Origin of the sequence: Xenorhabdus mauleonii, assembly GCF_900113945.1 — a bacterium.
Taxonomy (GTDB): Bacteria; Pseudomonadota; Gammaproteobacteria; order Enterobacterales; family Enterobacteriaceae; genus Xenorhabdus; species Xenorhabdus mauleonii.
Window position 1 is genome coordinate 1 of record NZ_FORG01000037.1, and the last position, 24,785, is coordinate 24,785.

The window sequence follows — 24,785 nt, forward strand, 5'->3', positions numbered from 1 at the left end:
ACTCTTCAAGACTTTTTTAATCTTTTCGCCTTTCGGCGTTGGATAGTGTCTTGCGAGTGCCCACACAGATTGTCTGATTCAGTTGTTAAAGAGCGTGGCAACCGGGAAGTTTGTTCCGGGCTGCGAGGCTGCGTATCTTACGCTTTTCGCCTCCGGAGTCAAGCGTTTATTTTCGCTTTTCTCTCACTGCCCTCGGCGGCTTGGTTCAGCTCAGCGTCGGTCAGTGGTGGCGCATTATAGGGAGTTTTCTGAGACTGGCAATAGTTTTTTTTGAATTTTATTTCCAAATGAACAATTTTCACCCAGGTAAATATAAAAACCACCCAAATAGGCTAATATTAAGGCAAATTTTTTCATTGCATGGTGATATTTTCCTCAATAACATTTCTATTAATTATTATCTGTCCCTGAATATTGAGGTTTTTATGTCTGTTGTTTTACGTCAATACCTAAATTTTTATCCTCGAGTTGGTAAAAAGGTTCTTTTAGACCCCTCTTCTGTTGTGATCGGAGATGTCAGATTAGCAGATAATGTAAGTATCTGGCCTCTTGTCGTAATTCGAGGTGATGTTAATTATGTTTCCATTGGCTCACGTACAAATATTCAAGATGGCTCTGTTTTACATGTCACACATAAATCACCTGATAATCCTGATGGCTATCCACTGATAATCGGGGAAGATGTTACCGTAGGCCATAAGGCTATGCTACATGGGTGTAAAATTGGGAATCGTGTCTTAGTTGGGATGGGGTCTATTTTACTTGATGGCGTAACTGTTGAGGACGATGTTGTTATTGGAGCCGGCAGCCTAGTGCCTCCTGGGAAAAAATTAGAAAGCGGTTATCTGTACGTCGGTAGCCCAGCCAAACAAGTAAGAAAGCTGAAATCTGAAGAGTTGGAAAGGCTACTTTACTCCGCTAATAATTACGCTTGCTGGAAAGATAACTATTTATCTGCATTATCCGAGCAATCTGAAGGCAAAGAATAACGACCAAATTGATCATCATGCCCACTCAAAATAATCGTTTCAAACTCTTCTTCCAAATCCCAACGGTGTTGGCGAAACAGATCGAGTGGATGATGATCTTTGCCATAACGCTCTGCTATCTCATCAGAGCTGATTATACATTCCACCAGCAAACCATTCACCATTGCTGGGAATACCACCTTACCTTCGGCCTGCTCCCATTCTTCACGGTCAGGAAATTGTATTGATTGGTTCATCCGCGCAATTCCCTCCTTAATACATTTAAAACCGGCTCAACTTCAGGCAATACACCATGCCATAACTCAAAGGAATATGCCGCTTGTCCCACCAACATGCCTAAGCCATCAGCCAAACGTGAAACGCCATTTTGATGGGCAAACTTCAAGAAAGGCGTTAAGCCATGCTGATAATACATGTCGTAGCACACACTATTATTTTGGAAAACCAATGGTGATATGGCTGGAATTTGTCCATCAAGACCAGAAGCTGTTGCATTAATGATAATGTCAAAATCTGGAGCACCAAGACCAAGGCTACTCATCTCAATGGCTTGTATATCACCTAACAGAGAAAATGTATTTGCGACTATTTGGGCTCGCTCAAACGTACGATTGGTAATAATTACAGAACATCCCATTGACAACAAAGGATATAAGACTCCTTTTGCTGCTCCACCTGCACCTACAATTAGAATCTTCTGCCCTTGGGAGATGAATTTGAGTCTCTGCAAATCCACCAGTAGCCCCATGCCATCTGTATTATCACCAAGTAGCCGGCCTTCTATCTGTTTTAATGTATTGACTGCTCCACAGATACGTGCCCGCTCTGTCAATTCATCTGAGCACTTATAGGCTCTTTCTTTAAAAGGAACCGTTATATTTGCTCCTAAACCACCCTGCTCAAAAAAATGAGCTAACGTTTGCTCAAATTCCTCTATAGGCGCTAGTACCCGCCCATATTGATGAATAATACCTGTTTGCTGAGCAAACAGCTGATGGATATAAGGGGATTTACTATGTGCGATTGGATTACCAAAAACAGCAAATTTATCCATTAGTTTCTATCCTTGCCTATACAGTTTACCTGTTAGAGCATCCCGTATTTCTGATGGATTCTGTCGTCCCCCAACATCTCCCTCCAAAATAGGAAGTCTATCACCAAATTGCTTACGCACTTCTTCTATACTTCGGCATGGCTCTAAACCACTTAGATTTGCACTTGTTGAAACAAGTGGTTTTCCATAAAGAGAACACAGCTCCCTCACTAAAGGATGATCAGTGACTCTCACGGCCAAGGTTGAAAATTTACCGGTTAGCCATTTAGGTGTCGTTTTTTTCGCAGGTATCACCCAAGTGACTGGGCCTGGCCAAAATGAAAATATCGTTTCTTTCTGTGTATCGGTCAGCTGCACATCATCAATATAAGTGCATAGCCGCTCATAATTATCAGCAATGAGGATCAATCCTTTTTCCCAGGATCTATTTTTCAATGCCAATAATTCTTGCACTGCATCTTCACTATCAGGATCGCATCCTAATCCAAAAACAGCTTCTGTCGGATAGGCAATCACTTTTTCTTCGGCTAAAGCAGTAAGAATTGAATCAAATGCAGGTGAGGCTTTATTACTCATTTTTTTTTCTCAATTTCATTGAATTGCAGCTTGCTACATAATTTACTGGCACAAAATAACTTTACGCCTTGGGAAGTACGCTTCTCAATTAATAACGGATAATGGCAAAACACACATTCTCCTGAGATTGGCTTATTATTGAGAGCAAATTGGCACTCGGGATAACGGCTACAAGAATGAAATGTTTTACCAAATCGAGACTTACGTTGAAGCAGTTTACCTTGTTGGCATTGAGGGCATCTAATTGATGTATCACCGGGCTTATCGATCAGTTCAGTGTGTTCACATTCAGGGTAATCGCTACAGGCAATAAACATACCATAACGCCCTTGCCGTAATACCAACATGGCTCCACATTTCGGGCATAGCTGCCCATCTAATTCTTTAACTACATGCCCCTCACCCAGTGTTTTTAAAGGACGAAGATAGTGGCAAGTTGGATAGCCGGAACATGCGTAAAATGGCCCATGACTCCCATTGCGGATAACTAACTCAGAGCCACATTCCGGGCAATATTCTGTTTCTTTTATTGCAAAGGGGACTTTCTTAGACATATCTCACTCACGGAGTACCAATCACCATAATATTGGACAAATAATAAATTGATCTATCAATCGATCAGAATATACCCACCAGCGACAACAGCCACTTTTCCCATAAGCTCTAATTCCAATAGCTTGGTCATGACTTCTGCCACAGGAAGGGAAGAACGCTGCGCGATCACATCAACAGGAGTCGCTTCATTACTTACGTTAACCAGCACATCTGCAAATGGCAACTCTGTTTGCTCAAATTGTTTGCCTCTTTTTTCGTTATCCTCAAGGTTAACCCACTGAAAAGATGCATTAACATGTTCCATTATGTCCACCGCATTGGTCGCTAAGTAGGCTCCCTGTTTAATTAACCAATGATTACCTTCATTTGAAGCTCCCCCTAACGGGCCAGGCAAAGCAAAGATATCCCGCCCTTGCTCAAGAGCACAGCGGGCTGTAATCAATGAGCCGCTATTTTTATGGGCCTCCACAATTAGAACGGCTAGACTCAAGCCGCTAATAATTCGATTTCGTCTTGGGAAATTTTTGGCCTTAGGTGGCGTATCAGGGAAAAATTCAGAAACCAAGGCGCCATTTTCTTTAATACGCTGGGCCAAAAATTGGTGACGGCTGGGATAGATATTTTCAAGACCACTCCCCAATACAGCGATAGTTTTTCCGCCTGAATCGAGCGCAGCCTGATGGCAAATACCATCAATGCCAAGTGCCAATCCACTCGTTATTACCAGATTGTTTTTAGCTAACTCTCCGGCAAATATTTTTCCCCATTTCTCTCCATAGAAAGTTGAAGCCCTGCTACCTACTATTGATATTTGCTTTTGAGACAACACTGAAACATCACCAGTAACAAAAAGCACAAGAGGTGGGGAATGTATCTGCTTTAGCAAAGGTGGGTATGCGCGGTGAGAAAACGTCAATAAATGGTTATCCGGTTTTTCTAACCAATTAAGGCATGCAACCAGCGTAGAAGAATTGGCCTTAAAAAATTGCAAACATTGCGTTGCCGACAAGCCGTATGATTTAAGAGTCGCTGCATTACAACTTTTCGATTGCAGTAACCGTTCTATAATAGCCATCGCTTTTATGGCGGACAGATGAGAAACCATTTTCATTCGCAACCATATTTCCATCGCTTCCATATCGTCATCCTGACCTGATTGAGAGTTACACCTGCATGATTAATTTGTGTTCAATACTGTCAATCTAAACGGGAAATGTCTAGAATAGGCGCCAATTATCACTCACTTTTTGGATGCAGTTCTAAACATATATGTCAGTTTTACAAGTATTACATTATCCAGACGAGCGACTTCGCACAATCGCAAAGCCTGTAGAAAAAGTCGATGCAGAAATCCAGCGTATCATTGATGATATGTTTGACACGATGTATGCAGAGGAAGGTATCGGATTAGCGGCAACACAAGTCGATATCCATCAACGTATTATTGTCATTGACGTCTCTGAAAATCGTGATCAGCGTCTTGTGCTTATTAATCCTGAGTTAATCAATGAGGCTGGTGAAACAGGGATAGAAGAAGGTTGTTTATCTGTTCCTGAACAACGTGCCTTTGTGCCACGTTTTGAGCAAGTCAAAATCAAGGCTCTGGATTATCACGGTCAGCCATTTGAATTAGAGGCGGATGACCTGTTGGCAATCTGTATTCAACATGAAATGGATCACTTGGTCGGTAAGTTGTTTGTCGATTATTTATCGCCACTGAAACGCCAGCGTATTCGCCAGAAAGTTGAAAAAATTGATCGGCTGAGAACCAAGAGCAAATAATTTTTATCATTGCAGGAAATAACAGTGTCTGATTCTTTACGTATTATTTTTGCCGGAACCCCTGATTTCGCGGCTAGCCATTTGGCTGCTTTATTAAACTCTCAACACCAAGTTGTCGGAGTCCTCACTCAACCAGACAAACCGGCAGGAAGAGGTAAAAAACTGACACCAAGCCCTGTGAAAGCATTGGCTGAAGAGCATAATATCCCTGTTTTTCAGCCAAAAACCTTGCGTGTGGAAGAAAACCAGCAATGGGTCATTGAGCAACAGGCCGATATTATGATCGTTGTTGCATATGGATTGATTCTGCCCCAAGCCGTATTAGATATACCACGCCTTGGATGTCTGAATGTTCACGGTTCTTTGTTACCTCGTTGGCGGGGTGCAGCCCCTATTCAACGTTCTGTTTGGGCTGGGGATCAAGAAACTGGCGTAACAATTATGCAAATGGACGCAGGGCTTGATACTGGCAATATGCTACTGAAAGCAGTTTGCCCAATTACAAAAGAAGATACTAGCGCTAGCTTATATGCAAAATTAGCTGATATTGGCCCGGAAGCGTTACTCAATACCTTAGATTTAATCACTTCTGGCAAATGCCAACCTGAAATTCAAGATAACGCCCAGGCAACCTATGCCAAAAAGCTGAGTAAGGACGAAGCTAAACTGGATTGGAATTTATCAGCAATTCAACTTGAGCGTTGTATTCGTGCTTTCAATCCATGGCCTATCAGTTTTTTCTTGATCGATGATCAACCTATTAAAGTTTGGCAAGCAGAAGTTATCGCAGAACAAACCACGTTAGATCCAGGGACAATCATTCAAGCAGATAAAAAAGGGATTCAGGTTGCAACCTCGGATGGAATATTAAATATTCTTCAGTTACAGCCACCAGGCAAAAAAGCAATGACTGCAGCCGATCTTTTAAATTCCAAACGTGAATGGTTCACACCGGGCAACAAAATCAACTGATATTAATTTTGCCTGTATGTTTTCTTCATACAGGCTTCTCCCATTTTATTTATGCTGATGATAGTCAGTTTTTGGCCATACCATGAAAAATACATATAACCTGCGAAGTACCGCTGCCAAAGCAATCACTCAAGTGCTAGAACAAGGACAATCTCTCAGCACCGTCATTCCAGAACTCCAACAAAAAGTTTCCGACAAAGATAAGGCCTTGCTGCAAGAACTCTGTTTTGGTGTTATGAGGGTACTCCCTCAGCTTCAATGGTTTATTAATAAATTGATGGAAAAACCATTGAAGGGAAAGCAGCGTATTTTCCACTATTTGATCATGGTTGGAATATATCAACTTATTTATACGCGTATACCTGCACATGCAGCTCTTGCCGAAACTGTTAATGGTGCGATTAGCTTAAAACGTCCACAATTAAAAGGGTTAATCAATGGAGTCCTTCGCCAATTTCAGCGCCAACAGCAAGAACTTGTCGAGCAAGCAAATAATCATATCAGTCAACACCTTCATCCCAAGTGGTTACTAGAACGTATTCAAAAAGCTTACCCACAAAATTGGCAAGATATCATCTGTGCCAATAACCAAAAGCCACCTATGTGGTTACGAGTAAATCAACAACATCATACAGCTAGCGAATATCTGGCACTGTTAGAAAAAGCCAATATAGAAGCAGAATTGGATATCAACCATACCAGTGCAATCCGTTTACTAAATCCTTGTCCCGTCAACTCCCTACCCGGTTTTGACAAAGGATGGGTTACGATTCAAGATCGTTCAGCTCAAGGCTGTGCCGAATTATTAACCCCATGTAACGACGAATCTATACTGGATCTTTGTGCCGCTCCGGGTGGAAAAACAACCCATATTCTTGAAATAGCGCCAAGATCTGAGGTATTAGCCGTCGACATTGATGAACAAAGAATTAAACGGGTAAAAGAGAATTTACAACGACTGAATTTACATGCTGCCGTCAAAGTTGGTGATGGAAGACTTCCACACGAATGGGCCAATAATGAACAATTTGATCGTATTCTTTTAGATGCGCCGTGTTCTGCTACTGGCGTTATTCGCCGACACCCGGATATAAAATGGCTACGCAGAAATGAAGATATTGACCAATTAGTTATGCTGCAAGCTGAAATTCTTGATGCTATATGGCCATATTTGAAAAAGAACGGCACTTTAGTGTACGCAACCTGCTCCATCTTGCCTCAAGAAAATAGTGAGCAAATTAAATCGTTTATGAAACGCCATACCGATGCTGCATTATCTGAAACAAGCACATTGGAAAATCCAGGAACGCAAATTATTCCAGAGATTGCAGGCGGCGACGGTTTCTTTTATGTACGGCTAACTAAGCAATAATCGCTCTTTTCGCTCCAAATGAGCGAGAGAACCTTACTGTTTTGCTAAAATAGCAAGGAAAGACGGCTTTCTAATCAAGAAGAGAATGCTATGAAGATAATTATTCTGGGTGCAGGCCAAGTTGGCGGAACATTGGCCGAGAATTTGGTCGATGAAAACAATGATATTACTGTCGTTGATACCGATACAGATCGTTTACGTCAATTGCAGGATAAATTCGATCTCCGAGTTGTAAACGGCCATGGTTCCCATCCCAGAGTATTAAGGGAAGCTGGTGCTGAAGATGCAGATATGTTGGTTGCTGTGACAAATTCAGATGAAACCAATATGATTGCATGTCAAATTGCTTACTCTTTATTTAATACGCCAAATAAAGTCGCCAGAATACGATCATCCGAATATATTCGAGAGTCAGAAAAATTATTTCAACCTGATGATATTCCTATTGATTACCTAATATCACCTGAGCAGCTGGTCATTGATTACATCTACAAATTGATTCAATATCCTGGTGCATTGCAAGTTGTTAATTTTGCAGAAAACCGTGTCAGTATCGTGGCTGTCAAAGCCTATTATGGCGGTTCTCTTGTTGGAAATGCTTTATCTTCACTCCGAGAGCATATGCCACATATTGACAGCAAAGTCGCAGCAATATTTCGTCAAGATCGCCCAATCAGGCCACAAGGTTCAACAATTATCGAAGCTGGAGATGAAGTATTCTTTGTTGCAGCATCACAGCATATTCGAGCTGTAATGAGTGAGCTGCAACGTCTCGAAAAGCCGTATAAACGAATTATGATTGTTGGAGGAGGCAATGTTGGTGCAGGTTTGGCTCTACGCCTCGAGAAAGATTATAGTGTCAAATTGATTGAGCATAACCAAGAAAGGGCGACGGAACTGGCAGAACTGTTACATGACACCATCGTGTTCTATGGTGATGCATCAGATCAAGAATTACTGGCAGAAGAGCATATTGAACAAGTAGATGTTTTTATCGCCCTCACCAATGACGATGAAGCCAATATTATGTCTGCCATGCTTGCAAAACGAATGGGAGCCAAAAAAGCCATGGTTCTTATTCAACGCAGTGCATATGTTGACTTAGTACAAGGAGGAGTTATTGATATTGCCATTTCTCCTCAACAAGCAACGGTATCTGCTTTACTTGGTCATGTGCGTAAGGCTGATATTGTCAGTGTATTCTCATTAAGACGAGGTGTTGCGGAAGCTATCGAAGCCATAGCACATGGTGACGAGAATACGTCAAAAGTAGTTGGGCGCAAGATAAGTGATATCAAACTACCGCCAGGCACAACAATCGGGGCGATTGTTCGTAGTGAAGAAGTGATTATTGCTAATGATTACAGCATCATTCAACAAGGTGACCATGTAATCATGTTTATTACAGATAAAAAATTCGTTCCCGAAGTAGAAAAGCTTTTCCAACCTAGCCCTTTTTTCCTTTAACAGGATTTCACGACTAATATATTCTGCCTAATATGTTAGAAGGCCAATGATAACAACTTGAAAAAATTATTATCATTGGCCTCCCAACCACTATTTTTGCCATGTTTTTCTTTACGATTATAACTTCCTTTACCTTTTTTGTTTTTTTCTACTCTTTGCCGAAATAAAGGATCGTGTAACAAAGCTTCTATTGCATTATCTTTGATAATGCCCTTTTTATGGCGATATGTTGACATTATTAACCTCGAACAGTAATCAATTAACATAATTTCTGCTTAAAAAGCAGCTCGATTGTACTCTTACCCTACAGTGTAATAAAGAAAAATTACTTATTCGTTGCACCTTCTTCTAATATTTCCAAGATAGAGCAATATATGCTGGTATGGCTACTACCACAACAAGCATCGCTGAGCATCTTCAAAGAATCACGCATTCTCTGCATTTCCAATAACTTTTCTTCAACTTCCCGTAATCTTGAATCAACGATTTGCTTAGATTCTTGGCAAGTATGATGTTCAGGATCCACTCGAATAGATAACAGTTCCGCAATTGCCTCTAATGTGAAGCCTAATTGTTTCGCATAACGGATAAACCGTAGCCTCTGTAAATCTTGTTCAGTATAAAGCCGATAACCGCCTTCTGTTCTCTCTCCATGAAGCATCAAGCCTTGCTTTTCATAAAAGCGAATAGTATCAGGTGTAACGCTAGCTAACTTAGCCAACTGACCAATACGATACATAGGAGTCACTCCTATCAAAGAAAAAATAAGAACAATACTATCAGAATAGATTAAGAGATCACCTACTCAAGAGATATTTAGGGGATATCTAATGAAATCGCGAGATAATTATTTTAGGAAGGGAAGTTAAGAGAGCAATAAAAAACCGGGTATTATCCCGGTTTTTTACGCTTCTACAGATTACTCTGCAGATGCTGCTTCAGTCTGAGACTCAGCTGCGCGGTCAACAAGCTCGATGTATGCCATCGGTGCATTGTCACCTGCACGGAAGCCACACTTCAGAATACGAGTGTAACCACCTGCACGGCTCGCAAAACGCGGACCCAGTTCATTAAACAGTTTTGCCACGATCTCGTTATCACGAGTACGGGCGAATGCCAGACGACGATTAGCTACGCTGTCGGTCTTGGCAAGAGTAATCAGCGGCTCAACGACGCGACGCAGTTCTTTCGCTTTAGGCAGAGTCGTCTTGATGATTTCATGACGAACCAAAGAACCTGCCATGTTACGGAACATAGCTTGGCGATGGCTGCTGTTGCGGTTCAATTGACGACCACTCTTACGATGGCGCATGACCTTATCCTTCTCAGTAAAACCTTAACCTGTGATCTAGTTATTCATCAGCAATACTTGCTGGTGGCCAATTTTCCAGACGCATGCCCAGAGAAAGTCCACGTGAAGCCAGTACGTCTTTAATCTCTGTAAGAGATTTTTTACCCAAGTTAGGTGTCTTAAGTAACTCAACCTCGGTACGCTGTACCAGATCACCGATGTAGTGGATAGCTTCTGCTTTAAGGCAGTTAGCAGAGCGGACAGTCAATTCCAGATCGTCAACAGGGCGCAGCAGGATCGGATCAAATTCTGGCTTCTCTTCTTTAACTTCTGGTTGACGTACATCACGTAAGTCAACGAAAGCTTCCAGTTGTTCAGCCAAAATGGTAGCTGCACGGCGAATCGCTTCTTCAGGATCGATTGTACCGTTAGTCTCCATTTCGATAACCAGCTTATCCAGGTCAGTACGCTGTTCTACACGAGCTGCTTCAACATTGTAGGCGATACGCTCTACTGGGCTATAGCAAGCATCTACTAACAAACGACCGATAGGGCGCTCATCTTCTTCCGAATGAATTCGGGCAGAAGCCGGCACATAACCACGACCGCGCTGAACTTTAATACGCATGCTAATGGAAGCACTTTCGTCAGTCAGATGGCAGATTACGTGCTGCGGCTTGACGATTTCGACATCACCATCATGGATGATGTCGGCTGCAGTCACAGGGCCAATGCCAGATTTATTCAAGGTAATGATAACTTCATCTTTACCCTGAACTTTCACCGCCAGCCCTTTCAGATTGAGGAGAATCTCCAGGATATCTTCCTGTACACCTTCTTTGGTGCTGTACTCATGCAGTACACCATCAATCTCAACCTCAGTCACCGCACAACCCGGCATAGACGAAAGCAGAATACGGCGCAGTGCGTTGCCAAGAGTATGGCCAAAGCCACGCTCTAATGGCTCAAGGGTCACCTTGGCGTGCGTCGAACTGACTTGCTCGATATCTACCAGGCGCGGTTTTAGAAACTCTGTCACAGAACCCTGCATTGTGTCCTCTCTTTGGTGCTAAGCTTTACTTAGAGTAAAGCTCGACGATCAGGTGTTCGTTAATGTCAGCGGATAGATCAGCACGTTCAGGAATACGCTTGAACATACCTTCCATCTTCGCAGCATCAACTTCCAACCAAGTTGGTTTCTCACGCTGCTCAGCCAGCTCTAAGGCTGCTTTAATGCGAGCCTGCTTCTTCGCTTTTTCACGAACGCTGACTACGTCATTCGGGGATACCTGATAAGAAGCGATGTTAACGACGCGACCATTTACCATGATAGCCTTGTGGCTTACCATCTGACGTGATTCAGCACGAGTCGCGCCAAAGCCCATACGATAAACGACGTTATCCAAACGACTTTCAAGCAAGTTCAACAGGTTTTCACCTGTGTTGCCTTTCAGACGAGTAGCTTCTTTATAGTAGTTACGGAATTGACGCTCCAGAACACCGTAAATACGACGAACTTTTTGTTTTTCACGTAACTGAACACCATAGTCAGACAGACGCGGCTTACGTGCGCCGTGCTGGCCTGGTGCTTGTTCTAACTTACACTTGGTGTCAATCGCGCGAACGCCAGACTTCAGGAAAAGGTCTGTACCTTCGCGGCGGCTCAGCTTGAGCTTAGGACCCAAATATCTTGCCATTTTCTTTCTCCAACAATCCTAAAAACGAAGACGTATTAAACGCGACGTTTTTTCGGTGGACGACAACCGTTATGAGGAATCGGAGTCACATCAGTAATATTAGTGATGCGGAAACCAGCCGCGTTTAACGCGCGGATAGTTGACTCACGGCCAGGACCAGGTCCTTTTACCATAACTTCCAGGTTCTTAATTCCGTATTCTTTTACTGCTTCAGCACAGCGTTCTGCTGCAACCTGAGCCGCAAACGGAGTAGATTTACGAGAACCACGGAAACCGGAACCACCGGCTGTTGCCCAACCCAATGCGTTACCCTGACGATCAGTAATGGTAACGATGGTGTTGTTGAAAGAAGCATGGATATGAGCCACACCGTCAGAGACTTGTTTCCTTACACGCTTACGTGCACGAATAGGTGCTTTTGCCATTATTCAATCACCCCGATTATTTCTTGATCGGCTTACGCGGACCCTTACGGGTACGTGCATTGGTCTTGGTACGCTGACCGCGTACTGGCAGACCACGACGATGACGTAAACCACGATAGCAACCAAGGTCCATTAGACGTTTGATACTCAGGGTTACTTCACGACGCAGGTCACCTTCTACAACGTATTTGGCAACTTCGTCACGCAGCTTGTCAATTTGCTCTTCAGACAGCTCACTGATCTTAACATTTTCAGCAATACCTGTTGCTGCACAGATAGCCTGTGAGCGGGTTTTGCCGATGCCGTAAATCGAGGTTAACGCGATTACGGTATGTTTCTGATCAGGAATGTTAATGCCTGCTATACGGGCCACTATGCACTCCTACAATATTTATTCACTGCAACATCATTCTGAAAAGCCCGTTTTCAGGATACTCAAACAATGTTGCTGTCAGATAAAAAAGATTGGCTGGCTAATTTAGCCAGCTCAACCCAACTTTGCAAGAAAAATATGCGATTAATTAGCCTTGGCGCTGTTTGTGCTTAGGCTCTGCACTGCAAATCACGCGAACGATACCGTTACGCTTAACGATCTTGCAGTTGCGGCATAATTTCTTGACGGAAGCACGAACTTTCATTTTTACTCTCCGTAACTTCTCAAGCAAACCAGTTAGCGGTTATATCCTTTCAGGTTTGCCTTCTTCAATGCAGACTCATACTGACTCGACATCATTAGAGTTTGCACTTGAGCCATAAAGTCCATGATAACAACAACTACAATCAGTAGGGAAGTACCACCAAAATAGAATGGAACTTTCATTGCGTCACGCATGAACTCCGGGATTAAGCAGATAAAAGTAATATATAACGCGCCAACTAAGGTTAGACGAGTCATTACTTTATCGATGTACTTAGCCGTTTGCTCTCCCGGACGAATTCCTGGTACAAATGCACCGGACTTCTTCAGGTTATCTGCTGTTTCTCTTGGATTGAATACCAAAGCCGTGTAGAAGAAACAGAAGAAGATGATTGCAGATGCGTATAATAACACATAAAGCGGTTGACCTGGCTGCAAATACATAGAAATAGTTGTTAGCCAGTTCCAGCCTGTTCCGCCACCAAACCAAGAAGCTATGGTACCAGGGAACAAAATAATACTGGAAGCAAAAATTGCAGGGATAACCCCAGCCATATTCACTTTCAACGGTAAATGTGTACTTTGTGCCGCGAAAACTTTACGACCTTGTTGACGTTTTGCATAGTTAACAACGATACGACGTTGACCACGCTCCATGAAAACAACGAAGAAAGTTACGGCAAATACTAATACTGCAACCAACAGCAACAGGAGGAAGTGCAGATCGCCTTGCCGAGCTTGCTCGATAGTGTGACCAATTGCAGGCGGTAATCCCGCAACGATACCAGCAAAGATTATGATCGAAATACCGTTACCGATACCTCGTTCAGTAATCTGCTCACCCAGCCACATCAAGAACATGGTTCCCGTGACCAGACTTACAACAGCCGTGAAGTAGAACGCAAAACCTGGATTAATGACTAATCCTTGCATTCCAGGCATATTCGGCAATCCAGTAGCGATACCGATTGACTGAAATATTGCCAGCACTAATGTGCCATAACGGGTGTATTGACTGATCTTACGACGACCAGCTTCCCCTTCCTTCTTAATCTCTGCTAAACGGGGATTAACCACAGTCAGCAACTGAATAATAATTGACGCAGAAATATACGGCATTATACCCAGTGCAAAGATGGAAGCACGGCTTAAAGCACCACCAGAGAACATATTAAACATTTCAATGATGGTGCCTCTTTGCTGCTCGAGCAATTTGGCAAGCACAGTGGCATCAATACCAGGGATTGGAATAAAAGAACCAATACGGAAAACAATTAGAGCTCCAATAACAAACAAAAGTCTGCGTTTTAACTCGCCTAGTCCACCTTTAGCACTTTGAAAATCTAATCCTGGTTGTTTAGCCATCTGTTACTTATTCCTCAATTTTACCGCCAGCAGCTTCAATTGCAGCGCGGGCGCCTTTAGTAACACGCAAGCCACGCACAGTTACTGCGCGATTGACTTCGCCAGAAAGCATTACTTTAGCGAATTCAATTTGAGGGCCAATAATGTTAGCAGCTTTCAGTGCATTCAGATCAATAACATCGCCTTCAACACGAGCAAAATCAGACAGACGAATTTCTGCAGTGATCATTGCCTTACGTGAAGTGAAACCAAATTTTGGCAGACGACGATACAAAGGCATCTGGCCGCCTTCGAAACCGCGACGAACGCCACCGCCAGAACGAGACTTCTGACCTTTGTGACCACGACCGCCGGTTTTACCCAGGCCAGAACCGATACCACGACCTACACGTTTAGATGCGTGCTTGGCACCTTCAGCCGGAGACAGAGTATTTAAGCGCATCTGTTACTCCTCAACTTTAACCATATAGGAAACCAAGTTGACCATACCGCGGATCGCTGGTGTATCTTCGCGTTCAACAGTATGACCAATGCGACGCAGACCTAAACCAGTCAGGGTTGCCTTGTGTTTAGGCAAACGACCAATTGAGCTGCGAACCTGCGTAATTTTGATAGTCTTAGCCATGGTCATTACCCCAGAATTTCTTCGACGGATTTGCCACGCTTAGCTGCGACCATTTCTGGAGACTTCATGCTGTCTAAAGCGTCCAGAGTTGCACGAACCACGTTGATCGGGTTAGTGGAACCATAGGTTTTAGCCAGTACGTTACGAACTCCAGATACTTCCAGAACAGCGCGCATCGCACCACCGGCGATGATACCTGTACCTTCGTGAGCAGGCTGCATGAACACGCGAGAACCGGTGTGAGTGCCTTTCACTGGGTGGTACAGAGTGCCGCTGTTAAGGGCGACGGTTTTCATATTGCGACGGGCTTTTTCCATCGCTTTCTGGATCGCTGCCGGAACTTCGCGTGCTTTGCCGTAGCCAAAACCAACGCGACCGTTACCATCACCAACTACAGTCAGTGCTGTAAAGCTGAAAATGCGGCCACCTTTAACGGTTTTAGATACGCGATTTACCGCGATCAGCTTTTCCTGCAGTTCGCCAGCTTGTTTTTCGATGTGAGCCATCTTACACCTCTACCTTAGAACTGAAGGCCAGCTTCACGGGCAGCATCTGCCAGTGCCTGGACTCTACCATGATATTGGAAACCAGAACGGTCAAAGGATACATTTTTGATGCCTTTTTCCAGAGCGCGTTCAGCAACAATTTTACCAACTACTGCTGCGGCTTCTTTGTTTCCAGTAAATTTCAGTTGTTCACTGATAGCTTTTTCTGTTGTAGAAGCGGCCACCAGAGTTTCAGAACCATTTGGTGCGATAACCTGCGCATAAATATGGCGAGGGGTACGGTGTACCACCAGGCGAGTTGCACCCAGTTCCTGGAGCTTGCGGCGTGCGCGGGTCGCACGACGGATACGAGCTGCTTTCTTATCCATAGTGTTACCTTACTTCTTCTTAGCCTCTTTGGTACGCACGACTTCATCGGCGTAACGAACACCCTTGCCTTTATATGGCTCAGGACGACGATAGGCACGCAAATCTGCCGCAACCTGACCAATCACCTGCTTATCAGCACCTTTCAGTACGATTTCAGTTTGTGATGGGCATTCCGCAGTGATGCCTGCTGGCAGCTGATGCTCAACCGGATGCGAGAAGCCTAAAGACAAGCTAACTGCATTGCCTTTAACCGCTGCACGGTAACCAACACCCACCAGTTGAAGCTTCTTAGTGAAGCCTTCGTTAACACCGATAACCATAGCATTCAGCAGAGAACGAGTTGTACCCGCCTGAGCCCAAGCATCTGCAAAACCTTCGCGTGGAGCGAAAGTCAGCTGGTTGTCTGCATGTGTAACTTCAACTGCGTTGTGGATTTCACGACTTAATTCGCCGTTTTTACCCTTAATCGAAATAACCTGACCGTTGAGTTTAACCTCTACGCCGGCAGGAATGACGACGGGTGCTTTTGCAACACGAGACATTCTTTCCTCCCGAATTAAGCTACGTAGCAGAGAATCTCGCCACCAAGACCAGCTTGGCGAGCTGCACGATCAGTCATAACACCTTTAGAGGTAGAAACAACAGCGATACCCAAACCAGCCATAACTTGTGGCAGCTCATCTTTTTTCTTATAGATGCGCAGACTTGGGCGGCTTACACGCTGAATGCTTTCTACTACAGCCTTACCTTGGAAGTATTTCAGTGTTACTTCCAGTTCTGGCTTAGTGTCGCCTTCGATTTTAAAATCTTCAATATAACCTTCTTCCTTCAGCACTTTGGCAATTGCCACTTTCAGCTTGGAGGAAGGCATGGTGACCGCAACTTTATTCGCGGCTTGACCGTTACGGATACGGGTCAGCATATCCGCGATCGGATCTTGCATGCTCATCTGTCTTTACTCCCGTGATTCAATTGGTGACAATTACCAGCTAGCCTTTTTAAGGCCCGGGATTTCACCGCGCATAGCGGCTTCACGGACTTTAATACGGCTTAACCCAAACTTCCGCAAAAATGCATGCGGACGCCCAGTTTGACGGCAGCGGTTACGCTGACGGCAAGGGCTTGAATCACGTGGCAGTGTTTGCAGCTTGAGAACAGCATTCCAACGGTCTTCATCGGATGCGTTTACATCAGAGATGATCGCTTTCAGTTCAACGCGTTTTGCGAAGAATTTCTCAGCTAATTTCGCACGTTTTACATCACGTGCTTTCATTGATTGCTTAGCCATGAGTACCCTGCCTTACTTGCGGAACGGGAAGTTAAACGCAGCCAACAGTGCGCGACCTTCATCATCAGATTTCGCAGTAGTGGTGATAGTAATATCTAAACCACGCACACGATCCACTTTATCGTAATCGATTTCAGGGAAGATGATTTGCTCACGAACACCCATGCTGTAGTTACCACGACCATCAAAAGATTTCGCGGACAAACCACGGAAGTCACGGATACGAGGTACAGCAATAGAAATCAGGCGCTCAAAGAACTCCCACATGCGTTTTCCACGCAGGGTTACTTTACAGCCGATTGGATAGCCCTGACGGATTTTGAAGCCTGCAACTGACTTGCGAGCTTTGGTGATCAAAGGTTTCTGACCAGAGATTGCTGTCAAATCAGCTGCTGCGTTATCCAGCAGTTTTTTGTCAGCGATCGCTTCACCAACACCCATGTTCAGGGTGATCTTCTCGACCCGAGGGACTTGCATGACAGAATGGTAACCAAACTGAGTCATCAGTTTTTTGACTACCTCGTCTTTGTAGTAATCATGCAGTTTCGCCATCGTATACTCCAAATTACTTGATAGTTTCGTTGTTAGATTTGAAGAAACGGACTTTTTTACCGTCTTCGAATCTAAAACCTACACGGTCAGCCTTGCCGGTTGCTGCATTGAAGATTGCAACGTTAGAAACATTGATAGCTGCTTCTTTTTCAACGATGCCACCTGGTTGGTTCAGAGCCGGAACTGGCTTCTGATGTTTTTTAACCAGATTGATACCTTCAACAACGATCTTACCAGAAGAAAGAACCTGTTTTACTTTACCGCGCTTACCTTTGTCTTTACCGGTCAGCACGATAATTTCGTCTTCACGACGGATTTTCGCTGCCATTGCCTGCTCCTTAGAGTACTTCAGGTGCCAGAGAGATAATTTTCATAAACTTCTCATTACGAAGTTCACGAGTTACCGGCCCAAAAATACGCGTACCGATAACTTGCTCACTATTGTTATTTAACAATACGCAGGCGTTGCTATCGAAGCGAATGACAGAACCGTCCGGGCGACGAACACCCTTCTTGGTGCGCACCACTACCGCTTTCAGGACATCACCTTTTTTCACTTTACCACGAGGAATTGCTTCCTTAATGGTGATTTTAATGATGTCACCGACATGTGCGTAGCGACGGTGCGAGCCACCTAGAACCTTGATACACATTACGCGACGTGCACCGGAGTTGTCGGCCACGTTCAGCATAGTCTGTTCTTGGATCATTTTAGTGCTCCGCTAAATGTCAACTACTACTGAGCCACTTTAATTTTTAAAGAGGCCGTTTCAATATCCCATACTACGAGGGCGCGGCATTATAACACCACATCTTCGCGATGGACAGAAAAATAAACGGCCCCGTTATTTTTTGGGCCGTTTATTTCGTACGAGATAGCGTCCTATTATAGAACCGCTTTCTCTATAACGCGAACTAAAGTCCAAGATTTAGTCTTAGACAGTGGACGGGTTTCGCGGATTTCCACTACGTCACCAATTCCACATTCATTGTTCTCGTCATGTACGTGCAGTTTGGTCGTACGTTTGATGAATTTACCATACAGTGGGTGTTTCACCTTACGTTCAATAGCAACAACAATGGATTTTTCCATTTTATCGCTAACAACACGACCTTGCAGAGTACGGATTTTATCGGTCATTACGCACCCGCCTTCTCAGTCAGTAAAGTCTTAACGCGTGCAATATTACGACGCACTTGTTTCAACAGATGAGACTGTTGCAGCTGGCCACTTGCCGCCTGCATACGCAAATTGAATTGTTCACGCAACAGGTTCAGCAGCTCAGTGTTCAGCTCTTCAACGCTTTTTTCGCGCAGCTCTTGTGCTTTCATTACATCACCGTCTTAGTTACAAAGGTGGTTTTGATAGGCAGTTTCGCTGCTGCCAGCTTGAATGCTTCACGAGCCAGCTCTTCAGGCACACCGTCCATTTCATACAGGACTTTACCGGGCTGGATCAAGGCAACCCAGTATTCTACGTTACCTTTACCTTTACCCATACGCACTTCGAGTGGCTTTTCGGTGATAGGTTTGTCTGGGAACACACGGATCCAGATTTTACCTTGACGCTTAATTGCACGGGTCATAGCACGACGTGCCGCTTCGATCTGACGAGCAGTCAGACGACCACGGCCCACAGCTTTCAGACCGAAAGTGCCGAAGCTAACATCCGCACCTGCAGCCAGACCACGGTTGCGGCCTTTGTGCACTTTGCGGAATTTCGTACGCTTTGGTTGTAACATCAGCGACTCTCCTTACTTGCGGCCTTTACGCTGCTGCTTTTTAGGTTGAGCAGCCGGTTTTTCCGCCTGTTCAACTGCAGCCATACCACCCAGGATCTCACCTTTGAAGATCCATACCTTAACGCCGATTACACCATAAGTGGTGTGCGCTTCAGAGGTATTGTAGTCGATGTCCGCACGCAGAGTGTGCAGAGGTACACGACCTTCACGATACCATTCAGTACGTGCGATTTCAGCACCGCCCAGACGGCCGCTTACTTCCACTTTGATACCTTTAGCGCCCAAACGCATTGCGTTTTGTACAGCACGTTTCATCGCACGGCGGAACATAACACGACGTTCCAGCTGTGAACTGATGCTGTCTGCAACCAATTTTGCGTCCAGTTCAGGCTTACGCACTTCGGCAATATTAATCTGCGCAGGAACGCCAGCGATATCCGCTACAGCCTTACGCAGTTTTTCTACGTCTTCACCTTTTTTACCGATTACGATACCTGGGCGAGCAGTGTGTATAGTCACACGAATGCTTTTAGCAGGACGTTCGATAACGATACGTGAAATAGATGCTTTAACCAGTTCTTTATTCAAGTACTGGCGAACTTTAAAGTCACTGTCCAGGTTGTCAGCGAATTCTTTGGTATTCGCATACCAGGTAGAGTTCCAAGGTTTGACAATCCCCAGACGAATACCATTAGGATGTACTTTCTGACCCATTGCTAGTCTCCAGAGTCTCAGCGATCGGACACAACCACAGTAATGTGGCTGGTGCGCTTCAGGATACGATCTGCACGGCCTTTTGCACGAGGCATAATGCGCTTCATTGTTGGGCCTTCGTCTACGAAAATCTTCGTGACTTTCAGATCATCGATGTCAGCGCCATCGTTGTGTTCTGCGTTAGCAATAGCAGACTCAAGTACTTTCTTCACTAAACCAGCAGCTTTTTTGTTGGTATAGGTCAGAGTTTCCAGAGCTTGCGACACTTTCTTACCGCGGATCAGGTCAGCCACAAGGCGAACCTTCTGAGCAGAAGAACGAGCGTGGCGATGTTTAGCGATAGTTTCCATCTCTTCCTCCTACCTTAGCGCTTTTTAGCCTTTTTATCGGCCGCATGGCCGCGATAAGTACGGGTCGGCGCGAATTCACCCAGTTTGTGACCAACCATTTCGTCGGAAACAAAAACTGGAACATGCTGACGACCATTATGGACAGCGATGGTCAAACCGATCATGTTAGGAAAGATCGTTGAACGACGGGACCAAGTCTTAATAGGCTTTTTGTCTCCGCTTTCCACCGCTTTCTCTACCTTCTTCAGCAAGTGCAGGTCAATAAATGGACCTTTCTTGAGAGAACGTGGCATGGCTTATCCTCTAATTATTTTTTAGAACGGCGACGTACGATGTATTGATCAGTACGTTTGTTGCTACGGGTCTTCTTACCTTTGGTCTGGATGCCCCATGGAGTTACAGGGTGCTTACCAAAGTTACGACCTTCACCACCACCATGTGGATGGTCTACTGGGTTCATCGCCGTACCACGAACGGTAGGACGAACACCACGCCAGCGGCTTGCACCAGCTTTACCCAGAACGCGCAGCATATGTTCCGCGTTACCAACTTCACCTAAAGTAGCACGGCAATCAGACAGTACTTTACGCATTTCACCAGAACGCAGACGCAGGGTTACATAAGAACCATCACGTGCAACGATCTGAGCATAAGCACCTGCTGAACGAGCCAGCTGGCCGCCTTTACCTGGTTTCATTTCTATGTTGTGAACAGTAGAACCAACCGGGATATTGCGCATTGGCAGGGTGTTACCAGTTTTGATTGCTGAATCAGCACCAGACTGGATTTGATCACCTGCTTTCAGGCCTTTAGGCGCAAGAATGTAACGGCGTTCACCGTCTTTATACAGAACCAGTGCGATGTTTGCTGAACGGTTTGGATCATATTCCAGACGCTCAACAACAGCAGGGATACCATCTTTATTGCGTTTGAAGTCAATCAGACGATAGTGCTGTTTATGGCCACCACCAATGTGACGAGTGGTAATGCGACCATTGTTGTTACGACCACCAGTTTTGTTGTTTTTTTCTAACAACGGAGCATAAGGTTTACCCTTATGCAGCTCAGGGTTAACCACTTTAACAACGTGGCGGCGACCCGGAGACGTAGGTTTACATTTAACAACTGCCATTGTTCTTTACTCCTCCGACTTACTCAGCGCCGCCAACGAAGTCCAGGTTCTGGCCTTCTTTCAGGGTGACGTAAGCTTTTTTCCAGTCGCTACGACGACCAATACGCTGACCGTGGCGTTTAACTTTACCTTTAACCAGCAAAGTGTTTACACCTTCAACTTCAACTTCAAAGAGTTTCTGTACGGCAGCTTTGATCTCTGCTTTAGTCGCGTCTTTCGCAACTTTGAGAACGATGGTATTGCTTTTTTCCATCGCTGTAGAAGCTTTTTCAGATACATGCGGCGCGCGCAGTACTTTCAGCAGACGTTCTTCACGGATCATGCCAGCATCTCCTCAACTTGCTTCACAGCTTCAGCAGTCATAACCACTTTGTCGAAGGCAATCAGGCTTACTGGATCGATACCTGCTGCATCACGAACGTCAACCTTGTACAGGTTACGAGCTGCTAAGAACAGATTCTCATCAACTTCGCCAGTGACGATCAGCACGTCTTCCAATGCCATTTCTTTCAGTTTCTGTACCAGCAACTTAGTTTTAGGTGCTTCAACAGAGAACTTCTCGACAACGATCAGACGATCTTGACGTACCAGTTCAGACAGAATGCTTTTCAGGGCACCGCGGTACATCTTTTTATTAACTTTTTGACTGTGGTCCTGTGGCTTCGCTGCGAAAGTTACACCACCAGAGCGCCAAATTGGGCTCTTAATTGAACCAGAACGCGCACGGCCAGTGCCTTTCTGACGCCATGGTTTTTTACCTGAACCAGAAACTTCAGCACGAGTTTTCTGAGCACGAGTACCTTGACGAGCACCAGCTGCATACGCAACAACTACTTGATGCACAAGCGCTTCATTGAAATCACGCCCGAAGGTAGTTTCGGAAACAGTCAGCGCGCTTTGCGCGTCTTTCATTACCAATTCCATTCCTATCTCCTCGACGTTACGCCTTGACAGCCGGTTTTACGATCAGGTTACTGTTCGTTGCACCTGGAACAGCACCTTTGACCAGCAGCAGGTTACGCTCAGCGTCAACACGTACTACATCCAAGCTCTGAACGGTTACACGCTCATTACCCAGTTGGCCTGCCATTTTCTTGCCTTTAAATACCTTGCCCGGAGTCTGGTTCTGACCGATAGAACCCGGAACACGGTGGGACAAGGAGTTACCGTGAGTAGCATCTTGAGTACGGAAGTTCCAGCGTTTAACAGTACCCGCGAAACCTTTACCTTTAGATGTACCAGTAACGTCGACTTTTTTAACGTCAGCGAAAATTTCAACGCTAATGCTTTGACCTACAGTGAACTCTGCATCGCCTTCTGACAGACGGAATTCACGCAGGATGCGGCCAGCTTCAACGCCAGCTTTAGCGAAATGACCTGCTTCAGATTTATTAACGCGGTTAGCTTTTTTGCTACCAGTCGTTACCTGAATTGCGCGATAACCATCTGTCTCATTGCTTTTAACTTGAGTCACACGGTTATCTTCGATTTCGATAACAGTTACAGGGATTGAAACGCCATCTTCAGTGAAGATACGAGTCATGCCCACTTTTTTACCGACTAAACCAATCATTGTTTCAACCTCTCAATCGTTCAATGACCCTGATTAACCCAGGCTGATCTGCACGTCTACACCGGCAGCCAGATCCAGACGCATCAGAGCATCAACGGTTTTCTCGGTTGGCTCAACGATGTCAACCAGACGTTTGTGAGTGCGAATTTCGTACTGATCACGCGCGTCTTTGTTTACGTGCGGAGAAATCAGAACGGTAAAGCGCTCTTTACGAGTCGGCAGCGGGATCGGACCACGAACCTGCGCACCAGTGCGCTTAGCGGTCTCTACGATTTCCGCAGTTGATTGATCGATCAAACGATGATCAAATGCTTTCAGGCGGATACGGATTCTTTGGTTCTGCATGAGACCAGAGCTCCAACTATTTTATAAACGTAAATAATTACTCCTCACACCCATTTCGATTGATGGGGGAGTGTAATCGTTCAATGTATAACCCCCATATCGGGAGTATTTTAATGGCGGTAAATTCACCGCGCATCACTGATTAAATCAGTCCTACTGCGTAGGTAAGCTCGCGCATTATACGTGAATTTACCCGCAAAGCAATATTAAGGGTGAAATCTATTCAAAAAAGTGCGAATTAAAAGGCAGGAAAGGACTAGGGGGAAGGTAAACGCCCTATATGTATCAAATTATAGGGCGTATAATTAGAGCTATACTTCATCAGCAAGCTGGGATTGAATATAATTCTGTATACCAATTCGAGTAATAAGTTCAAGTTGAGTTTCCAACCAGTCTATGTGATTTTCTTCATCAGCAAGGACCTCTATCATTAGATCCCGGCTGACATAATCATGGACTGAATCAGCATATGCGATTGCCTCCCTGAGATCTTTGGCACCGCGTAGCTCCAAATCCAGATCAGACTGCAGCATTTCCTCTACATCTTCCCCAATATTCAGCTTACCTAAATCCTGTAGATTGGGTATGCCTTCCAGAAAGAGAATACGCTCGATAAACTTATCAGCATGCTTCATTTCATCAATAGATTCGTGATACTCAACTTCGTTTAAACGCATCAAACCCCAATTTTTGAACATTCGGGCATGCAGAAAGTACTGATTAATAGCAACAAGCTCATTACCAAGAAGCTTGTTCAGATGTGCAATTATCTTTTTATCACCTTTCATAGCAAGTTCCTCCGCTTCCAGTCACTACAGTGTAGTACTAATTTGGCAGAGTAATTGCAAGAAAATTGTATTTATTTTACGCGACATTATTTATTGGAGGCAGTAACGCAATTTCCTCATTCAATATTTCACGTGCTTGCCGTATACATTTCCCGCAATCATTTCCCACAGGGACAAAATTTCTTAATTCCCGAATGGAACGCACATGACGCTGATGAACAGCGTTACGTATTGTTTTATCACTTACTGCATTGCAGAGACATACATACATGGAAACACTCTTTTAACTATTTACATTCTTACTAACGGCTCAGACTAGATAAAATATCTAAGCCTCAAGAAATTTGAGTTTATAAAATAAACGCCACTCAGTTAAGTGTAAATAGAAATGAATCTCATTTCAATTGCTGTTTTTGTTTTGTTTGGAGATAAAAAAAGCCACCAATAGAGGTGGCCTTGAATAAAAAAAGAGAGGCTTACGCCTCTCTCTTCATAATCTTTTTATTATCAAAGATTAAGCAATAACTTTAGCAACAACACCAGCACCAACAGTACGGCCGCCTTCACGGATTGCGAAACGCAGACCTTCGTCCATTGCGATTGGCGCAATCAGAGTTAC

At 44.5% G+C, this 24,785-nt stretch carries 44 protein-coding genes; 6 read left to right on the forward strand and 38 right to left on the reverse strand.

What is annotated here, in order from left to right:
• Together BM100_RS23440 and BM100_RS20340 are read left to right on the forward strand one after the other, a co-directional pair.
• Nucleotides 1-240 (forward strand): hypothetical protein (locus BM100_RS23440; protein ID WP_217648213.1); only part of this gene is annotated, 240 nt, incomplete at its 5' end.
• A 185-nt stretch (nucleotides 241-425) separates the two neighbouring features.
• Complete coding sequence (locus BM100_RS20340) at nucleotides 426-989, forward strand: gamma carbonic anhydrase family protein (RefSeq protein ID WP_092514325.1); 564 nt, start codon at nucleotides 426-428, stop codon at nucleotides 987-989.
• Here the strand turns inward: BM100_RS20340 and BM100_RS20345 are convergent.
• Genes BM100_RS20345 through dprA form a run of 5 tightly spaced genes read right to left on the reverse strand, consistent with a single transcriptional unit; the run spans nucleotide 947 to nucleotide 4,312 of the window.
• A complete protein-coding gene (locus BM100_RS20345) occupies nucleotides 947-1,225 on the reverse strand; it encodes a DUF1488 family protein (RefSeq protein WP_092514283.1) in 279 nt (92 codons plus the stop codon). The two genes, BM100_RS20340 and BM100_RS20345, sit on opposite strands and share 43 nt — an antisense overlap.
• Nucleotides 1,222-2,043, reverse strand: a complete 822-nt coding sequence (gene aroE / locus BM100_RS20350; RefSeq protein ID WP_092514285.1) for a shikimate dehydrogenase — start codon at nucleotides 2,041-2,043, stop codon at nucleotides 1,222-1,224. Before aroE ends, BM100_RS20345 begins: the two co-directional genes overlap by 4 nt.
• A 6-nt stretch (nucleotides 2,044-2,049) precedes the next feature.
• Nucleotides 2,050-2,619: an L-threonylcarbamoyladenylate synthase type 1 TsaC gene (gene tsaC / locus BM100_RS20355; protein WP_092514287.1), complete on the reverse strand. Its 570-nt coding sequence runs from the start codon at nucleotides 2,617-2,619 to the stop codon at nucleotides 2,050-2,052.
• The gene (locus tag BM100_RS20360) at nucleotides 2,616-3,173 is read right to left on the reverse strand and encodes a DNA topoisomerase family protein (RefSeq protein ID WP_092514289.1); all 558 of its coding nucleotides are present in this window, start codon (nucleotides 3,171-3,173) and stop codon (nucleotides 2,616-2,618) included. The genes tsaC and BM100_RS20360 overlap by 4 nt, the downstream gene beginning before the upstream one ends.
• Nucleotides 3,174-3,229: 56 nt before the next feature.
• Nucleotides 3,230-4,312, reverse strand: a complete 1,083-nt coding sequence (gene dprA, locus BM100_RS20365; protein ID WP_092514291.1) for a DNA-protecting protein DprA — start codon at nucleotides 4,310-4,312, stop codon at nucleotides 3,230-3,232.
• A 131-nt stretch (nucleotides 4,313-4,443) separates the two neighbouring features.
• Between dprA and def the strand changes: the two genes are divergently transcribed.
• The 4 genes from def to trkA all read left to right on the forward strand — a co-directional run bounded on the left by def (nucleotide 4,444) and on the right by trkA (nucleotide 8,767).
• Nucleotides 4,444-4,956, forward strand: coding sequence for a peptide deformylase (gene def / locus BM100_RS20370; protein WP_092514293.1), 513 nt, complete (start codon nucleotides 4,444-4,446; stop codon nucleotides 4,954-4,956).
• A 24-nt stretch (nucleotides 4,957-4,980) separates the two neighbouring features.
• Nucleotides 4,981-5,928 (forward strand): methionyl-tRNA formyltransferase, encoded by a 948-nt coding sequence (gene fmt / locus BM100_RS20375; RefSeq protein ID WP_092514295.1) that lies wholly within the window; start codon nucleotides 4,981-4,983, stop codon nucleotides 5,926-5,928.
• An 82-nt stretch (nucleotides 5,929-6,010) separates the two neighbouring features.
• A complete protein-coding gene (gene rsmB, locus BM100_RS20380) occupies nucleotides 6,011-7,300 on the forward strand; it encodes a 16S rRNA (cytosine(967)-C(5))-methyltransferase RsmB (protein WP_092514297.1) in 1,290 nt (429 codons plus the stop codon).
• 90 nt (nucleotides 7,301-7,390) lie between these two features.
• A complete protein-coding gene (gene trkA, locus BM100_RS20385; protein ID WP_092514299.1) occupies nucleotides 7,391-8,767 on the forward strand; it encodes a Trk system potassium transporter TrkA in 1,377 nt (458 codons plus the stop codon).
• 35 nt (nucleotides 8,768-8,802) lie between these two features.
• Here the strand turns inward: trkA and BM100_RS20390 are convergent, their stop codons facing one another.
• The 33 genes from BM100_RS20390 to BM100_RS20550 all read right to left on the reverse strand — a co-directional run.
• Nucleotides 8,803-9,003: an alternative ribosome-rescue factor A gene (locus BM100_RS20390; RefSeq protein ID WP_092514301.1), complete on the reverse strand. Its 201-nt coding sequence runs from the start codon at nucleotides 9,001-9,003 to the stop codon at nucleotides 8,803-8,805.
• Between the two features lie 89 nt (nucleotides 9,004-9,092).
• Nucleotides 9,093-9,506: a Zn(2+)-responsive transcriptional regulator gene (gene zntR / locus BM100_RS20395; RefSeq protein WP_092514303.1), complete on the reverse strand. Its 414-nt coding sequence runs from the start codon at nucleotides 9,504-9,506 to the stop codon at nucleotides 9,093-9,095.
• Between the two features lie 180 nt (nucleotides 9,507-9,686).
• Entirely contained in the window at nucleotides 9,687-10,079 is a 393-nt protein-coding gene (rplQ, locus tag BM100_RS20400) for a 50S ribosomal protein L17 (protein ID WP_010847501.1), read from the reverse strand.
• Between the two features lie 40 nt (nucleotides 10,080-10,119).
• Nucleotides 10,120-11,109, reverse strand: a complete 990-nt coding sequence (locus tag BM100_RS20405) for a DNA-directed RNA polymerase subunit alpha (protein WP_038240465.1) — start codon at nucleotides 11,107-11,109, stop codon at nucleotides 10,120-10,122.
• Nucleotides 11,110-11,134: 25 nt separating this feature from the next.
• Nucleotides 11,135-11,755 carry a 30S ribosomal protein S4 gene (gene rpsD, locus BM100_RS20410; RefSeq protein WP_092514305.1) on the reverse strand — a complete coding sequence of 207 codons (621 nt, stop codon included), beginning with the start codon at nucleotides 11,753-11,755 and terminating at the stop codon, nucleotides 11,135-11,137.
• A gap of 35 nt (nucleotides 11,756-11,790) precedes the next feature.
• On the reverse strand, nucleotides 11,791-12,180 hold the full coding sequence (gene rpsK / locus BM100_RS20415; protein WP_002919257.1) for a 30S ribosomal protein S11: 390 nt from the start codon (nucleotides 12,178-12,180) through the stop codon (nucleotides 11,791-11,793).
• 16 nt (nucleotides 12,181-12,196) lie between these two features.
• Nucleotides 12,197-12,553, reverse strand: coding sequence for a 30S ribosomal protein S13 (gene rpsM / locus BM100_RS20420; RefSeq protein WP_086955014.1), 357 nt, complete (start codon nucleotides 12,551-12,553; stop codon nucleotides 12,197-12,199).
• Nucleotides 12,554-12,701: 148 nt separating this feature from the next.
• Nucleotides 12,702-12,818: a 50S ribosomal protein L36 gene (gene rpmJ, locus BM100_RS20425; protein ID WP_012768118.1), complete on the reverse strand. Its 117-nt coding sequence runs from the start codon at nucleotides 12,816-12,818 to the stop codon at nucleotides 12,702-12,704.
• Nucleotides 12,819-12,850: 32 nt separating this feature from the next.
• Nucleotides 12,851-14,182 carry a preprotein translocase subunit SecY gene (gene secY, locus BM100_RS20430; protein WP_086113931.1) on the reverse strand — a complete coding sequence of 444 codons (1,332 nt, stop codon included), beginning with the start codon at nucleotides 14,180-14,182 and terminating at the stop codon, nucleotides 12,851-12,853.
• A gap of 7 nt (nucleotides 14,183-14,189) precedes the next feature.
• Nucleotides 14,190-14,624, reverse strand: coding sequence for a 50S ribosomal protein L15 (gene rplO, locus BM100_RS20435; RefSeq protein ID WP_092514307.1), 435 nt, complete (start codon nucleotides 14,622-14,624; stop codon nucleotides 14,190-14,192).
• Nucleotides 14,625-14,627: 3 nt separating this feature from the next.
• Nucleotides 14,628-14,807 carry a 50S ribosomal protein L30 gene (gene rpmD / locus BM100_RS20440; protein ID WP_045968059.1) on the reverse strand — a complete coding sequence of 60 codons (180 nt, stop codon included), beginning with the start codon at nucleotides 14,805-14,807 and terminating at the stop codon, nucleotides 14,628-14,630.
• A gap of 5 nt (nucleotides 14,808-14,812) precedes the next feature.
• Nucleotides 14,813-15,313, reverse strand: a complete 501-nt coding sequence (gene rpsE, locus BM100_RS20445) for a 30S ribosomal protein S5 (protein ID WP_092514309.1) — start codon at nucleotides 15,311-15,313, stop codon at nucleotides 14,813-14,815.
• Between the two features lie 14 nt (nucleotides 15,314-15,327).
• Nucleotides 15,328-15,681 carry a 50S ribosomal protein L18 gene (rplR, locus tag BM100_RS20450; protein WP_012990483.1) on the reverse strand — a complete coding sequence of 118 codons (354 nt, stop codon included), beginning with the start codon at nucleotides 15,679-15,681 and terminating at the stop codon, nucleotides 15,328-15,330.
• Between the two features lie 9 nt (nucleotides 15,682-15,690).
• Nucleotides 15,691-16,224 carry a 50S ribosomal protein L6 gene (gene rplF / locus BM100_RS20455; RefSeq protein ID WP_010847491.1) on the reverse strand — a complete coding sequence of 178 codons (534 nt, stop codon included), beginning with the start codon at nucleotides 16,222-16,224 and terminating at the stop codon, nucleotides 15,691-15,693.
• Between the two features lie 14 nt (nucleotides 16,225-16,238).
• Nucleotides 16,239-16,631: a 30S ribosomal protein S8 gene (rpsH, locus tag BM100_RS20460; RefSeq protein ID WP_038269618.1), complete on the reverse strand. Its 393-nt coding sequence runs from the start codon at nucleotides 16,629-16,631 to the stop codon at nucleotides 16,239-16,241.
• 33 nt (nucleotides 16,632-16,664) lie between these two features.
• Complete coding sequence (rpsN, locus tag BM100_RS20465; RefSeq protein ID WP_010847489.1) at nucleotides 16,665-16,970, reverse strand: 30S ribosomal protein S14; 306 nt, start codon at nucleotides 16,968-16,970, stop codon at nucleotides 16,665-16,667.
• A 12-nt stretch (nucleotides 16,971-16,982) separates the two neighbouring features.
• Complete coding sequence (gene rplE, locus BM100_RS20470; RefSeq protein ID WP_092514311.1) at nucleotides 16,983-17,522, reverse strand: 50S ribosomal protein L5; 540 nt, start codon at nucleotides 17,520-17,522, stop codon at nucleotides 16,983-16,985.
• A 13-nt stretch (nucleotides 17,523-17,535) separates the two neighbouring features.
• Nucleotides 17,536-17,850, reverse strand: coding sequence for a 50S ribosomal protein L24 (gene rplX / locus BM100_RS20475; protein WP_092514313.1), 315 nt, complete (start codon nucleotides 17,848-17,850; stop codon nucleotides 17,536-17,538).
• A gap of 10 nt (nucleotides 17,851-17,860) precedes the next feature.
• Nucleotides 17,861-18,232 (reverse strand): 50S ribosomal protein L14, encoded by a 372-nt coding sequence (rplN, locus tag BM100_RS20480; protein ID WP_010847486.1) that lies wholly within the window; start codon nucleotides 18,230-18,232, stop codon nucleotides 17,861-17,863.
• 176 nt (nucleotides 18,233-18,408) lie between these two features.
• Nucleotides 18,409-18,663, reverse strand: a complete 255-nt coding sequence (gene rpsQ / locus BM100_RS20485; protein ID WP_074021482.1) for a 30S ribosomal protein S17 — start codon at nucleotides 18,661-18,663, stop codon at nucleotides 18,409-18,411.
• On the reverse strand, nucleotides 18,663-18,854 hold the full coding sequence (gene rpmC, locus BM100_RS20490) for a 50S ribosomal protein L29 (RefSeq protein ID WP_010847484.1): 192 nt from the start codon (nucleotides 18,852-18,854) through the stop codon (nucleotides 18,663-18,665). The genes rpsQ and rpmC overlap by 1 nt, the downstream gene beginning before the upstream one ends.
• A complete protein-coding gene (gene rplP, locus BM100_RS20495) occupies nucleotides 18,854-19,264 on the reverse strand; it encodes a 50S ribosomal protein L16 (protein WP_012990491.1) in 411 nt (136 codons plus the stop codon). Before rplP ends, rpmC begins: the two co-directional genes overlap by 1 nt.
• A 12-nt stretch (nucleotides 19,265-19,276) precedes the next feature.
• Entirely contained in the window at nucleotides 19,277-19,978 is a 702-nt protein-coding gene (gene rpsC / locus BM100_RS20500; RefSeq protein WP_010847482.1) for a 30S ribosomal protein S3, read from the reverse strand.
• A gap of 17 nt (nucleotides 19,979-19,995) precedes the next feature.
• Nucleotides 19,996-20,328, reverse strand: a complete 333-nt coding sequence (gene rplV / locus BM100_RS20505) for a 50S ribosomal protein L22 (protein ID WP_010847481.1) — start codon at nucleotides 20,326-20,328, stop codon at nucleotides 19,996-19,998.
• Nucleotides 20,329-20,342: 14 nt separating this feature from the next.
• Nucleotides 20,343-20,621: a 30S ribosomal protein S19 gene (gene rpsS / locus BM100_RS20510; RefSeq protein ID WP_011148791.1), complete on the reverse strand. Its 279-nt coding sequence runs from the start codon at nucleotides 20,619-20,621 to the stop codon at nucleotides 20,343-20,345.
• A 14-nt stretch (nucleotides 20,622-20,635) separates the two neighbouring features.
• The gene (rplB, locus tag BM100_RS20515) at nucleotides 20,636-21,460 is read right to left on the reverse strand and encodes a 50S ribosomal protein L2 (RefSeq protein WP_092514315.1); all 825 of its coding nucleotides are present in this window, start codon (nucleotides 21,458-21,460) and stop codon (nucleotides 20,636-20,638) included.
• 19 nt (nucleotides 21,461-21,479) lie between these two features.
• The gene (gene rplW, locus BM100_RS20520; RefSeq protein WP_038269605.1) at nucleotides 21,480-21,782 is read right to left on the reverse strand and encodes a 50S ribosomal protein L23; all 303 of its coding nucleotides are present in this window, start codon (nucleotides 21,780-21,782) and stop codon (nucleotides 21,480-21,482) included.
• Nucleotides 21,779-22,384 carry a 50S ribosomal protein L4 gene (rplD, locus tag BM100_RS20525; RefSeq protein WP_045968043.1) on the reverse strand — a complete coding sequence of 202 codons (606 nt, stop codon included), beginning with the start codon at nucleotides 22,382-22,384 and terminating at the stop codon, nucleotides 21,779-21,781. Before rplD ends, rplW begins: the two co-directional genes overlap by 4 nt.
• Nucleotides 22,385-22,400: 16 nt before the next feature.
• A complete protein-coding gene (gene rplC, locus BM100_RS20530) occupies nucleotides 22,401-23,033 on the reverse strand; it encodes a 50S ribosomal protein L3 (RefSeq protein ID WP_092514317.1) in 633 nt (210 codons plus the stop codon).
• A gap of 33 nt (nucleotides 23,034-23,066) precedes the next feature.
• On the reverse strand, nucleotides 23,067-23,378 hold the full coding sequence (gene rpsJ, locus BM100_RS20535; protein WP_001181005.1) for a 30S ribosomal protein S10: 312 nt from the start codon (nucleotides 23,376-23,378) through the stop codon (nucleotides 23,067-23,069).
• A gap of 311 nt (nucleotides 23,379-23,689) precedes the next feature.
• A complete protein-coding gene (gene bfr, locus BM100_RS20540; protein WP_092514319.1) occupies nucleotides 23,690-24,166 on the reverse strand; it encodes a bacterioferritin in 477 nt (158 codons plus the stop codon).
• A 76-nt stretch (nucleotides 24,167-24,242) separates the two neighbouring features.
• On the reverse strand, nucleotides 24,243-24,437 hold the full coding sequence (bfd, locus tag BM100_RS20545) for a bacterioferritin-associated ferredoxin (protein WP_092514321.1): 195 nt from the start codon (nucleotides 24,435-24,437) through the stop codon (nucleotides 24,243-24,245).
• 243 nt (nucleotides 24,438-24,680) lie between these two features.
• Nucleotides 24,681-24,785: EF-Tu C-terminal domain-related protein (locus BM100_RS20550; RefSeq protein ID WP_092514323.1), on the reverse strand; the 105-nt coding region annotated here is incomplete at its 5' end.

Coding starts and splice junctions, on each gene's coding strand:
- rsmB (WP_092514297.1), top strand. CDS start 6,011: ATGAAAAATACATATAACCTGCGAAGTACCGCTGCCAAAGCAATCACT.
- rplF (WP_010847491.1), bottom strand. CDS start 16,224: ATGTCTCGTGTTGCAAAAGCACCCGTCGTCATTCCTGCCGGCGTAGAG.
- rpsH (WP_038269618.1), bottom strand. CDS start 16,631: ATGAGCATGCAAGATCCGATCGCGGATATGCTGACCCGTATCCGTAAC.
- def (WP_092514293.1), top strand. CDS start 4,444: ATGTCAGTTTTACAAGTATTACATTATCCAGACGAGCGACTTCGCACA.
- trkA (WP_092514299.1), top strand. CDS start 7,391: ATGAAGATAATTATTCTGGGTGCAGGCCAAGTTGGCGGAACATTGGCC.
- dprA (WP_092514291.1), bottom strand. CDS start 4,312: ATGGAAGCGATGGAAATATGGTTGCGAATGAAAATGGTTTCTCATCTG.
- rplD (WP_045968043.1), bottom strand. CDS start 22,384: ATGGAATTGGTAATGAAAGACGCGCAAAGCGCGCTGACTGTTTCCGAA.
- rplR (WP_012990483.1), bottom strand. CDS start 15,681: ATGGATAAGAAAGCAGCTCGTATCCGTCGTGCGACCCGCGCACGCCGC.
- rpmC (WP_010847484.1), bottom strand. CDS start 18,854: ATGAAAGCACAAGAGCTGCGCGAAAAAAGCGTTGAAGAGCTGAACACT.
- rpsE (WP_092514309.1), bottom strand. CDS start 15,313: ATGGCTCACATCGAAAAACAAGCTGGCGAACTGCAGGAAAAGCTGATC.
- rpsJ (WP_001181005.1), bottom strand. CDS start 23,378: ATGCAGAACCAAAGAATCCGTATCCGCCTGAAAGCATTTGATCATCGT.
- bfd (WP_092514321.1), bottom strand. CDS start 24,437: ATGTATGTATGTCTCTGCAATGCAGTAAGTGATAAAACAATACGTAAC.
- rplC (WP_092514317.1), bottom strand. CDS start 23,033: ATGATTGGTTTAGTCGGTAAAAAAGTGGGCATGACTCGTATCTTCACT.
- BM100_RS20405 (WP_038240465.1), bottom strand. CDS start 11,109: ATGCAGGGTTCTGTGACAGAGTTTCTAAAACCGCGCCTGGTAGATATC.
- rpsD (WP_092514305.1), bottom strand. CDS start 11,755: ATGGCAAGATATTTGGGTCCTAAGCTCAAGCTGAGCCGCCGCGAAGGT.
- rplX (WP_092514313.1), bottom strand. CDS start 17,850: ATGGCAGCGAAAATCCGTCGTGAAGACGAAATTATCGTGCTGACCGGT.
- rplN (WP_010847486.1), bottom strand. CDS start 18,232: ATGATCCAAGAACAGACTATGCTGAACGTGGCCGACAACTCCGGTGCA.
- secY (WP_086113931.1), bottom strand. CDS start 14,182: ATGGCTAAACAACCAGGATTAGATTTTCAAAGTGCTAAAGGTGGACTA.
- rpsS (WP_011148791.1), bottom strand. CDS start 20,621: ATGCCACGTTCTCTCAAGAAAGGTCCATTTATTGACCTGCACTTGCTG.
- BM100_RS20345 (WP_092514283.1), bottom strand. CDS start 1,225: ATGAACCAATCAATACAATTTCCTGACCGTGAAGAATGGGAGCAGGCC.
- aroE (WP_092514285.1), bottom strand. CDS start 2,043: ATGGATAAATTTGCTGTTTTTGGTAATCCAATCGCACATAGTAAATCC.
- BM100_RS20340 (WP_092514325.1), top strand. CDS start 426: ATGTCTGTTGTTTTACGTCAATACCTAAATTTTTATCCTCGAGTTGGT.
- rplB (WP_092514315.1), bottom strand. CDS start 21,460: ATGGCAGTTGTTAAATGTAAACCTACGTCTCCGGGTCGCCGCCACGTT.
- tsaC (WP_092514287.1), bottom strand. CDS start 2,619: ATGAGTAATAAAGCCTCACCTGCATTTGATTCAATTCTTACTGCTTTA.
- rplV (WP_010847481.1), bottom strand. CDS start 20,328: ATGGAAACTATCGCTAAACATCGCCACGCTCGTTCTTCTGCTCAGAAG.
- rpsQ (WP_074021482.1), bottom strand. CDS start 18,663: ATGACCGATAAAATCCGTACTCTGCAAGGTCGTGTTGTTAGCGATAAA.
- bfr (WP_092514319.1), bottom strand. CDS start 24,166: ATGAAAGGTGATAAAAAGATAATTGCACATCTGAACAAGCTTCTTGGT.
- rpmD (WP_045968059.1), bottom strand. CDS start 14,807: ATGGCTAAGACTATCAAAATTACGCAGGTTCGCAGCTCAATTGGTCGT.
- rpsN (WP_010847489.1), bottom strand. CDS start 16,970: ATGGCTAAGCAATCAATGAAAGCACGTGATGTAAAACGTGCGAAATTA.
- BM100_RS20390 (WP_092514301.1), bottom strand. CDS start 9,003: ATGTCAACATATCGCCATAAAAAGGGCATTATCAAAGATAATGCAATA.
- rplP (WP_012990491.1), bottom strand. CDS start 19,264: ATGTTACAACCAAAGCGTACGAAATTCCGCAAAGTGCACAAAGGCCGC.
- rplQ (WP_010847501.1), bottom strand. CDS start 10,079: ATGCGCCATCGTAAGAGTGGTCGTCAATTGAACCGCAACAGCAGCCAT.
- rpsK (WP_002919257.1), bottom strand. CDS start 12,180: ATGGCAAAAGCACCTATTCGTGCACGTAAGCGTGTAAGGAAACAAGTC.
- rpsC (WP_010847482.1), bottom strand. CDS start 19,978: ATGGGTCAGAAAGTACATCCTAATGGTATTCGTCTGGGGATTGTCAAA.
- BM100_RS20360 (WP_092514289.1), bottom strand. CDS start 3,173: ATGTCTAAGAAAGTCCCCTTTGCAATAAAAGAAACAGAATATTGCCCG.
- rpmJ (WP_012768118.1), bottom strand. CDS start 12,818: ATGAAAGTTCGTGCTTCCGTCAAGAAATTATGCCGCAACTGCAAGATC.
- rplO (WP_092514307.1), bottom strand. CDS start 14,624: ATGCGCTTAAATACTCTGTCTCCGGCTGAAGGTGCCAAGCACGCATCT.
- zntR (WP_092514303.1), bottom strand. CDS start 9,506: ATGTATCGTATTGGTCAGTTGGCTAAGTTAGCTAGCGTTACACCTGAT.
- rplW (WP_038269605.1), bottom strand. CDS start 21,782: ATGATCCGTGAAGAACGTCTGCTGAAAGTACTGCGCGCGCCGCATGTA.
- rplE (WP_092514311.1), bottom strand. CDS start 17,522: ATGGCGAAACTGCATGATTACTACAAAGACGAGGTAGTCAAAAAACTG.